General features: G+C 67.6%; 11 protein-coding genes and 1 tRNA gene. 7 read left to right on the top strand and 5 right to left on the bottom strand.

What is annotated here, in order from left to right:
* Complete coding sequence (locus V6X63_RS02700) at nucleotides 1-432, bottom strand: RDD family protein (RefSeq protein WP_367978039.1); 432 nt, start codon at nucleotides 430-432, stop codon at nucleotides 1-3.
* A gap of 170 nt (nucleotides 433-602) precedes the next feature.
* Between V6X63_RS02700 and V6X63_RS02695 the strand changes: the two genes are divergently transcribed.
* A complete protein-coding gene (locus V6X63_RS02695; protein WP_367978038.1) occupies nucleotides 603-1103 on the top strand; it encodes an invasion associated locus B family protein in 501 nt (166 codons plus the stop codon).
* Nucleotides 1104-1129: 26 nt separating this feature from the next.
* On the opposite strand, the gene V6X63_RS02690 is transcribed toward V6X63_RS02695, so the two are convergent.
* A tRNA-Glu gene (locus V6X63_RS02690) sits at nucleotides 1130-1204 on the bottom strand.
* A gap of 101 nt (nucleotides 1205-1305) precedes the next feature.
* Between V6X63_RS02690 and pcnB the strand changes: the two genes are divergently transcribed.
* Genes pcnB through pgi form a run of 6 tightly spaced genes read left to right on the top strand, consistent with a single transcriptional unit; the run spans nucleotide 1306 to nucleotide 7046 of the window.
* The gene (gene pcnB, locus V6X63_RS02685) at nucleotides 1306-2637 is read left to right on the top strand and encodes a polynucleotide adenylyltransferase PcnB (protein WP_367978037.1); all 1332 of its coding nucleotides are present in this window, start codon (nucleotides 1306-1308) and stop codon (nucleotides 2635-2637) included.
* Between the two features lie 9 nt (nucleotides 2638-2646).
* The gene (folK, locus tag V6X63_RS02680) at nucleotides 2647-3126 is read left to right on the top strand and encodes a 2-amino-4-hydroxy-6-hydroxymethyldihydropteridine diphosphokinase (RefSeq protein ID WP_367978036.1); all 480 of its coding nucleotides are present in this window, start codon (nucleotides 2647-2649) and stop codon (nucleotides 3124-3126) included.
* A 3-nt stretch (nucleotides 3127-3129) separates the two neighbouring features.
* Entirely contained in the window at nucleotides 3130-3780 is a 651-nt protein-coding gene (locus V6X63_RS02675; RefSeq protein ID WP_367978035.1) for a deoxynucleoside kinase, read from the top strand.
* A gap of 4 nt (nucleotides 3781-3784) precedes the next feature.
* Nucleotides 3785-4585: a 3-methyl-2-oxobutanoate hydroxymethyltransferase gene (gene panB / locus V6X63_RS02670; protein ID WP_367978034.1), complete on the top strand. Its 801-nt coding sequence runs from the start codon at nucleotides 3785-3787 to the stop codon at nucleotides 4583-4585.
* 3 nt (nucleotides 4586-4588) lie between these two features.
* Nucleotides 4589-5479 (top strand): pantoate--beta-alanine ligase, encoded by an 891-nt coding sequence (gene panC / locus V6X63_RS02665; RefSeq protein WP_367967042.1) that lies wholly within the window; start codon nucleotides 4589-4591, stop codon nucleotides 5477-5479.
* Complete coding sequence (gene pgi / locus V6X63_RS02660; RefSeq protein ID WP_367978033.1) at nucleotides 5460-7046, top strand: glucose-6-phosphate isomerase; 1587 nt, start codon at nucleotides 5460-5462, stop codon at nucleotides 7044-7046. The genes panC and pgi overlap by 20 nt, the downstream gene beginning before the upstream one ends.
* Here the strand turns inward: pgi and V6X63_RS02655 are convergent.
* The 3 genes from V6X63_RS02655 to V6X63_RS02645 are packed head-to-tail and all read right to left on the bottom strand — an operon-like array spanning nucleotide 7043 to nucleotide 9404.
* On the bottom strand, nucleotides 7043-8440 hold the full coding sequence (locus V6X63_RS02655) for an ATP-binding protein (protein ID WP_367978032.1): 1398 nt from the start codon (nucleotides 8438-8440) through the stop codon (nucleotides 7043-7045). The two genes, pgi and V6X63_RS02655, sit on opposite strands and share 4 nt — an antisense overlap.
* The gene (locus V6X63_RS02650; protein WP_367967039.1) at nucleotides 8437-9102 is read right to left on the bottom strand and encodes a response regulator transcription factor; all 666 of its coding nucleotides are present in this window, start codon (nucleotides 9100-9102) and stop codon (nucleotides 8437-8439) included. The genes V6X63_RS02655 and V6X63_RS02650 overlap by 4 nt, the downstream gene beginning before the upstream one ends.
* Nucleotides 9102-9404, bottom strand: a complete 303-nt coding sequence (locus V6X63_RS02645; RefSeq protein WP_367967038.1) for a PepSY domain-containing protein — start codon at nucleotides 9402-9404, stop codon at nucleotides 9102-9104. The genes V6X63_RS02650 and V6X63_RS02645 overlap by 1 nt, the downstream gene beginning before the upstream one ends.
* Nucleotides 9405-9493 lie beyond the last annotated feature (89 nt).

Genomic DNA, 9493 nt, shown 5'->3' with positions numbered 1-9493 from the left:
CTAGCGGATTTTCGGCTCCAGGTAGAGGTAGGTCTTCGACAGACGGTCGTGCCAGGTCAGGCCTTCGCGGTCAACGAGTGCCCAGAGAAATCCGGCGCCCGCGGGCAGCCAGGAGAGGATGGAGGCTACGAAACGGTTGGTGGCGGCGCGGACGGTGACGCGGTTGCCGTCGGCGTCAATCAGCCGCAGCCGCCAGGCCTGCATGCCCAGGGTGCGCCCGCCCCATATCCAGAAGCCGACGAAAAAGGCGTAAGCCACCGCCAGTAGATAAAGCCGGAAGGCACCGTCTCCCGCGGGGGCCGCGTTGCCCCCGTGAAAGCCGATCCATAGCGCGCCCGCACCCATCCACAATGCGATCAGCAGCATACCGTCATAGAGCACGGCGGCGAGGCGGCGCAGGAGGCTGGGGCGATGTTCTTCGGCAATACTCATGCCGGCATGATACGGATCCACATAGCGATAGGGTACACGTCGGCCTTTAATGGAAACGCTAACACTATTTACAAAGGGCTTTTTTGATGCGTGTTTTATCGAACGATCGCCATATCAAGCGGTTTCGGGGGGCGCTGGTGTTTTTGGTTGCCACGATTTCCCTGATGGTCATGGCGTCCGCCGTAGCGCAGGAGGAGGGCGATGCGGCACCGGAAATCGAGACCTCAACGGAGGTCTATGGCGACTGGACGGTGGTCTGCGTCGAAAGTACGCCCCGTGCCTGCCGCATGACGCAGCGACTGGATGTCGAGAACGAGCAGGGGGGCGGGCGCCTTCTGCAGGTGACGCTGCTGCGCAACACCGACGGGGTGGTCATCGCCATGGAACTGCCCTTCGGGCTCGATCTGCGCGCTGGTGTCGTGGTGCGTTTCGACGAGAACGAGGAGGTGCCTCTGCCGTTTTCGACCTGCTATGCGAGTGGCTGTCAGGTGATTGCACTGCTCTCCCCCGAGCATCTCGAGCAGTTCCGCAACAGCGGGCAGATGCAGGTGGGCTTCCGGGCGCTCAATCAGGCCCAGACACTGGTCACGGAGGTCTCGCTGAATGGCAGTAATGCGGCGCTCGCCGAGTTGCCGGAGCCTGTGCCCGCAATGTCGGCGGAAGAGGGCTGACGCGTCCGATCCGGTGAGTATGGGGGTGGCGCTCCCACGGGGATTTGAACCCCGGTTTCCGCCTTGAGAGGGCGGCGTCCTCACCACTAGACGATGGGAGCGTTGCCGGTTTTGCGCCGATTGGAGGCCATGATCGGCCTCGCTGGCGAGGGCTGGTATTATACGGGCTCGTTTTTAACGCACAAGAGGTTGAGCCCGCTCTGTGACTGAAGCCCAAGCCGGGGGGATCGAACCCACCATCATTCCGCGTGACCAGCACGCCATATCGAGATCGCAGATCAGCGAGCGGGCCCTGACCGTGCTCTACCGGCTGAAGAACGCTGGCTACGGTGCCTATCTGGTGGGCGGGGGCGTGCGCGATCTCTCGCTCGGCCGCGAGCCCAAGGATTTCGATGTGGCCACCGATGCCACGCCGGACGAGGTCAAGGCGCTGTTCCGCAACTGCCGGCTCATCGGCCGGCGCTTCCGGCTGGCGCATGTGCACTGGGGGCCCGAGATCATCGAGGTGGCCACGTTCCGGGCCCTCTCGCCGCCACCGGCGGATGATGATGGCGGCGATCGCGTGGTCGAGGACGGCATGATCCTGCGCGACAACATCTATGGCACCATCGAGGAAGATGCCCTGCGGCGGGATTTCACGATCAACGCGCTGTACTACAACATCGCGGATTTCTCGGTGGTGGACTATGCCGGCGGAATGGCCGACCTGCAGGCGGGGCGCCTGCGGCTGATTGGTGATCCGGCCGTCCGCTACCGGGAGGACCCGGTGCGGATGTTGCGCGCGGTCCGCTTTGCCGCAAAGCTTGGATTCACCATCGATGCCGGCACCGCCGAGCCCATTCCGCGCATGGCCGATCTGCTTGACGATATCCCGCCGGCGCGGCTTTTCGACGAAGTGCTCAAGCTCTTCATGGCCGGCCAGGGCGTCGAGACGTTCGAGGCGCTGCGCCAGCACGGCCTCTTCCGTTATCTCTTCCCGGCGAGTGATACGGCACTCGATGACGATGAGCACGGCCAGCTCATCACCTTCATCGCCCGGGCACTGGAGAGTACCGATCGGCGGGTCAATGAGGAGCGGCCGGTGACACCGGCGTTCCTGTTCGCGGCCCTGCTCTGGCCGGCCATCCTCGCGCAGTTGCCCGGTGGGCGCCTCCAGCCCGGCGTCGATCGCGAGCTCTTCGAGCAGTCGGTGACCGAGGCACTCGAGCGCCAGTTGCGGCAGGTCGCGATTCCCAAGCGCTTCGCCATGCCCATGCGCGAGATCTGGGCCCTGCAGCCGCGCTTTGATACCCGGTCGGAGAAAAAGGCCAAGCGGCTTTTCTCGCACCCGCGCTTCCGGGCTGCCTATGACTTCCTCCTGCTCCGCGGCGAGGCCGGACTGGTGGATCGCGAGCTTGCCGACTGGTGGCAGGAATACACCACGAGCAGCGCGGATGCGCCACCGCCAACGCCGCCCCGCCGGCGGCGACGGGGTGGTCGGCGCCGCAACGGCACCAGTGGCAGCGCCTCACCCGCGGATGGCGACAGGGGCTGATCCTTGGCGGTGCAGGCATTCATTGGGATAGGCAGCAATCTGGCCGACCCGGTGGCCCAGGTGCGCCGGGCGATCGATTGGCTCGATCAGCTCCCGGAGACGTCTCGCGCCTCGGCCTCGCGGCTGTACCGCAATCCACCCATGGGCCCGGCGGATCAGCCGCATTACGTCAACGCGGTGGCCGAGATCGAAACGGCCCTCTCGCCGCAGGCCCTTCTGGCCGCCCTGCAGGCGCTGGAGGCCGAGGCCGGTCGGGATCGCAGTGGTCGACGCTGGGGAGCGAGACCCCTGGATCTGGATCTCCTGGTCTACGGCGATCAGCAGATCGACGAGGCGACGCTGACCGTGCCCCATCCGGGTCTGGCCTCTCGCGCCTTTGTGTTGCATCCGTTGGCCGAGATCGCCCCGGCGCTTTCGGTACCAGGCCTTGGGACGGTGGCCAGCCTCGCCGAGCGCGTCGCGGCGGATGACCTGATGGCAGTGGAGTAGGGCATGACGTCGCCAGGCCTGGATTACGTGGTGGTGGAGGGGCCCATTGGGGTGGGCAAGTCGCGTCTCGCCGAGCAGCTCGCCGAGCGCCTGGTGGCGACGCCGCTGCTGGAGCGCAGTCAGGAGAACCCGTTCCTTGAGCGTTTCTACAAAAACCCGCGGGAGGGGGCGTTCCCCGCGCAGCTCTTCTTTCTGATGCAGCGTGCGGAAATGCTCAGCGGCATGCGGCAGAACGACCTTTTCGCGCCGCGCCATGTCGCCGACTTCCTGTTCGCGAAGGACCGCCTGTTCGCCGAACTCAACCTCGATGCCCACGAGTTCGATCTCTACGACCGCGTCTGGCAGACCCTGGCGCCGGGGGTGCCCGCGCCGGATCTGGTGATCTATATGCAGGCGCCCGCCGATGTGCTGCAGGCACGGCTGCGGCGATATGCCAGCGGCCCGGAGCGGCGTCTCGACATCGACTACCTGGAGCGCCTCTCGGGTGCCTATGTCGATTTCTTCCATCACTATCAGGCGTCGCCGGTACTCATCGTCAACGCCGCCGCCTTCGATCCGCTGGACAATGCCGATCATCTCGAATCGCTGATTGAGGAAATGGCGCTGGCCCGGACCGGGCGGCATTACTTCAACCCGGAGAGGGGCGTACTCTGAGGCCATGACACGTTCTATCTCGCTCTCGACATTGCGCAGAATGAAGGCCGATGGCACGCCGATCGTCGCGCTGACGGCCTATGACTACAGCTTTGCCCGCGTTGTGGATCGCGCCGGCGTCGACGTCGTGCTGGTGGGCGATTCGCTCGGGATGGTCATGCAGGGGCATGGCGGCACGGTGCCGGTAACGCTCCAGGAGATGGCCTATCACACCCGCTGCGTCGCCCGCGGGCTGGATCGTGCCTATCTGATGGTGGATCTGCCGTTTCTCAGTGACTACGACAGCCGGGCCGCGCTGGAGAGTGCGGCGATGCTGATGAAAGAGGGCGGCGCGGATATGGTCAAGATCGAGGCCAACGCCGAGCAGGCGCCCATCGTCGAGGCGCTCTCACGGGCCGGCGTGCCGGTCTGTGCGCACTTCGGACTGCGTCCGCAGCGCGTCGGTCAGCTTGGCGGCTACCGCGTCCAGGGCCGGGGCGAGGAGGCCGCCGAACAGGTGCTGGCGGACGCCCGGGCGCTGGAGGCGGCGGGTGCCGATATTCTGCTGGTGGAGTGCCTGTCGGCGCCGGTGGCCGCGCGGGTGCGGGCGTCCACCGGTCTGCCGTTGATCGGCATCGGCGCCGGCGTGGACTGTGATGGCCAGATTCTGGTGCTGCAGGACATTCTGGGTATCACGCCGGGGCGGCCGCCGAAGTTCAGTCACGATTTCCTGGCCGGGCGGGACAGCATCCCGGCCGCCGTCGAGGCATATGTCGAGGCAGTCCGCTCGCGGCGGTTCCCGGGCCCGGAACACGGATTCGAGTAACTCATGTGGACGATCACGGACATCGCGGCACTCCGCGAGACGGTGGCGCAATGGCGTCGCCAGGGTGAGCGCATCGGTTTCGTGCCCACCATGGGCAATCTCCACGGGGGACATCTGGCACTGGTCGATGAGGCGCGCCGTCAAAGCGACCGCGTCGTGGTGAGCATCTTCGTCAATCCCACGCAGTTCGGGCCGGGCGAGGATTTCGAGAACTACCCCCGGACCTGGACGGCGGACTGCGAGGCGCTGCGGCGCCATGATACCGATGTCGTGTTCGCCCCCGCCGTGGAGGCCGTCTATCCGGATGGGCCGAGTCTGCGCACGCGGGTGGAAGTGCCGGAGTTGACGGATATCCTCTGCGGGGCATCGCGACCCGGGCACTTCACCGGCGTGGCCACCGTGGTGACGAAGCTGCTCAACCTGGTGCAGCCCGATCTCGCGGTGTTCGGTCTGAAGGATTATCAGCAGCTCCTGGTCATCCGGCGTCTGGTCGAGGATCTCAGTCTGCCGGTGGAGATCGTCGGCGGCGCGATCGCGCGGGAGTCCGACGGGCTTGCCATGAGCAGCCGCAACGCCTACCTCGAGCCCACCGAGCGTGAGCGGGCGCCGGTGCTGTATCGCACGCTCCGCGATCTTGCCGCGCGCATGGAGGCCGGCGAGGACGACTTCGAGGGGCTTCTCGCTGACGGGTGGGAGCGGATCCGCGAGGCGGGCATGACGCCGGACTATCTCGAGATCCGCCGCGCGGCCGATCTGGCACCGGCAGGGCCCGGGGACCGTGAACTGGTGATCCCGGTGGCCGCCTACCTCGGTCGTGCCCGGCTGATTGACAACGTGCGGGTGAGCCGCCCGCATTCCGGACAAGGGGGAGGGAATGGATACACTGGCGAATGACGACACCTGGCAGCGGCTCTGGGCCTCGAGGGAGGCCATTGCGAGGCAGTCCATCAACGGCCTCTTCGCCGAGGATGCCGCGCGATTCGATGCGTTCTCGCTGACCGCCGCGGGGATACTGTTCGACTACAGCAAGCAGCCGCTGAGCCGGGCGACCCGTGACCGGCTGCTGGCGCTCGCCCGGGCCCGGGAGGTCGCGCGGCTGCGTGATGCGATGCTCGCCGGCGAGCCGATCAACCGGAGCGAGGGCCGGGCGGTGCTGCATACCGCACTGCGGGTGCCGGCGGGCGAAACCGGCTGGGCCGGGCCTGACATTGCCCGGGAAGTCGAAGATACCCGCTCGCGCATGGCGGAACTGGCCGAGGCGATCCGCACAGGCCGGCGCACCGGGGCCACTGGCCAGCCCATCGAGCATGTCATCAATATCGGTATCGGCGGCTCCGATCTGGGGCCCAGACTGGTGCTCGAGGCGCTGGCGCCGCTGGCGGACGGCCCGAGCGTGCACTTCGTCGCCAACGTCGACGGCGTTGAATTACAGCGAGCGATGGCGTGCTGTGATCCCGAGCGCACGCTGGTACTGGTGGTCTCGAAGAGCTTCGGGACGGTGGAAACCATGGCCAACGCCCACGAGGCCATGGCCTGGCTGCGTCGCCGCGTGCCTGCCGATGACGTGCTGGAGCGGCAGGTCATGGCGGTGACCGCCAACCTCGAGCGGGTCAGCGAGCTGGGGCTGGATCCCGCGCTGGCCCTGCCCATGTGGGACTGGGTCGGCGGACGCTATTCCCTCTGGTCCGCGGTCGGGTTCGCGATCATGCTGGGCATTGGCCCGAGCGCCTTCGCCGAGCTGCTGGCGGGTGCCCATGCCATGGATCGGCACTTTTCCGAGGCGCCGCTCGATTCGAACATGCCCGTGCTGATGGGCCTGGTCTCGGTGCTGAACGGCACGCTGCTCGGTCGGCGGAGTCAGGCCGTCGTACCCTACACGGAGCGGCTCGGCCGACTCTCTGCCTATCTCCAGCAGCTCGTCATGGAGAGCAACGGCAAGTCCGTCGACCGTGATGGCCGGTCCATCAGCCTTCCCACAGCGGCGGCCATCTGGGGGCAGACCGGAACGCCGGGCCAGCACGCCTTCTTCCAGGCCCTGCACCAGGGGACCGATGTCGTGCCGGTGGATTTCGTCGGTGTGGCCCGGCCTGTCGCCGGTGAGCATGGCGACCCCCTGGAGCTCACGGCCAACCTCTTCGCCCAGAGCCAGGCGTTGATGCAGGGGCGGGGCGATCCGGGCATGGCCGCGGAGCGGCACTGTCCCGGCAATCGCCCGAGCAACACCCTCCTGCTCGAGGCGCTCACGCCCTCCAGCCTCGGCGCACTGATCGCGCTCTACGAACACAGGACCTTCGTCGAGGCCGCCATCTGGGGGATTAACGCGTTCGACCAGTTCGGTGTCGAGCTGGGGAAGGTGCTGGCCACGGATCTCAAGCCCCTCATCGCCGGCGGTCAGGCGCCGGACGGGGTGGATGGTTCCACCGCCGGGCTGATTGCGCGCTACCGGGACTGGCGCGGTTAGCGTTGGCGCCGGGCCTGGCGGACCGCGGGCAGCGTCAGCCGTGCCCGGAGTCCCGGATGGGCGTTCTCAAGGGTGAGCCCACCCCCGGCACCCTCGGCGATCTCGCGACAGATGGCCAGACCGAGGCCGGTATTGCCCCCGCACTCGTCAAGCCGGGCACCGCGATCGAGCAGCCCGGTGAGGGCCGACTCGGGCAGGCCGGGGCCATCATCCCGGACGCCCATTTCGATCAGAGCGGCGTCGTTGATCCGCGCGGTGATCTCCACACGCCGGCTCGCGTAGCGGGCGGCGTTCTCCACCAGCGTGCCAAGGGCCTCGGCGAGGTCCGCCGGATCCAGCGCAGCCTGCATCGGCGCGCCGGCGGTCGGTCCGGGCCCGCCGTCCCCCGTCATCAATGTATCCCAGTCCAGACGGGCACCGGCCGGCGTGCGCACGATGACATCGACCACCTGGGCGACGACCGCGGCGACGTCGCTGCAGGCGCCGCCAGCGCGGCTCGCCACCCGGGTGCGCGTGAGCTCACGGTCGACATGCTGGCGCATGCTGCCGACGATCTGCTCAATGCTCTCGGCGGTCTGTTCGTGACCCGCCTGACGCAGGCGCTGGCTCTCGCCGAGCAGTGCCTGGAGGGGCGTCTTCAGTCCATGGGCGAGATCGCCCGCCCGCTGGCGGGCCGCCTGCATTTCCGCCTCGCGGGCGGCGAGCAGGGCGTCGAAGTCCGAGGCGAGTGGGCTCACCTCGCTGGGGAGATTCTCGCCGAGGCGCTCGGCATCGCCCGTGCGGATCGCCGAGAGGCGCCGTCCAAGCTCGCCGAGCGGGCGCAGACCGATGCGGAGCTGGAGCCAGCCGGCAGCGATCAGCGCCACCGCCAGCAGGGCGAGGTAGGGCAGCAGATCCTCGGCGAAGCCCCGGGTCGCCGCGCTCAGGGCGTCGCGGTCCATCGCCAGCAGAAGGGTCACGGTCTCGCCACCCAGTGAGGGAGGGAGCACGACGCTGCGCTCCACGCCGAGGAGGCGGCGGCCGTCGGGTGCCCGGAGGTCATGCAACACCGCCAGTCCGTCCGTGGGCGAGAGGGCAGGGAGTGTGAGCTGCCAGTCCCAGAGCGATCGCGAGCGGAGCGTCTCCCCCGCGGTATCGATCTGCCAGTAGAGCCCGCCATAGGGTTGCCGGAAGCGCGGGTCGGCGGGTTGATTGCCGAGAATCAGCGCGCCGCTCGCGCCCCGCTCCAATGCACCCAGGACCTGATCGAGATGGGTTTCCAGTTCGCCAACGGCGCGCCGCTCGACATGGGCGGAGAACAGCAGCGTCAGCCCCCATCCGGCCAGTGCGAGGCTTAGGCAGATGGCAACCGCCCCCGCCAGCGCCAGGCGCAGGCGCAATGAGCTGCGGGTCACTCGTCGGTCCCGCGCAGGTAGTAGCCAAAACCCCGACGGTTGCCGATGACCTCGGCGCCCATCTTCCGACGCAGCCGGGTGATGACCGCCTCGATGGCATTGACGTCGCGGGACTCGTCATCGCCATAGAGATGCTCGAGCAACTCCGTCACGGGGACGGTTCGATCCCGATGGTGGAACAGGTAGGCCACCAGCCGATACTCCAGCGCCGTCAGGCTCACCGGCTTGCCCCGTTGCGTGACGCGCATCTGATTGGCATCCAGACGCAGGTCGCCGAGCGTCTGGATCGCGCTGCCATGGCCGGCGGCCCGGCGCACCAGGGCGCGGGCGCGGGCGACGAGCTCCTCCATGTGGAAGGGTTTGGGCAGATAGTCATCGGCACCGGCTTCGATTCCCGCCACCCGCTCGCTCCAGGTGCCGCGCGCGGTGAGCACGAGCACGGGCATGCCGCGGCCGTTGTCGCGCCACTGGCGCAGGATACTGAGCCCGTCCAGTGACGGCAGGCCGAGATCCAGCACGATCAGGTCGTAGTCTTCCGTATCGCCACGGAACAGCGCCTCGTTCCCATCGCCGCACGATTCGGCGAGAAAGCCGGCGGCGGTGAGGGCATCGCCGAGATCGGCGCGGATGATCGGATCGTCCTCGACTACCAGGACCCGCATCAGTCGTCCTCGCGCTCGACTTCGAGGATCTCTCCTGTGGCGGCATCCAGCTCGATCTCGAGCACATAGCCGTCCTCATCGAGCAGTTCCAGCTCGTAGCGATAACCGTCGTCCTCCACCTCGAATTCCGTCTCGAGGACATGGCCCGGGTACTGCTCGCGCACCCGCTCGAGGATTTCGGTCAGCGGCAGGACCTCGCCACGCTCGAGCGCCTGGCGCGCGCGCATGTGATCGTCATCGGCATATGCCGCACCCGCGGCCAGCAGCCCGACGAGGAGGAGGGCCGGTATCGCATCTCTCATGGGTGCAGTGTAGCGCGTCCCAACCTGACAGATCGCTGACAGACGCCGTCAGGCTGCGGTCAGTCGGCGGGTGGCAGATTGGTCCCCGC

Origin of the sequence: Spiribacter onubensis, from assembly GCF_040838425.1 — a bacterium.
Taxonomy (GTDB): Bacteria; Pseudomonadota; Gammaproteobacteria; order Nitrococcales; family Nitrococcaceae; genus Spiribacter; species Spiribacter onubensis.
Note: the sequence above shows the minus strand (reverse complement) of the source record. Positions and strands in the feature narration are given on the sequence as shown.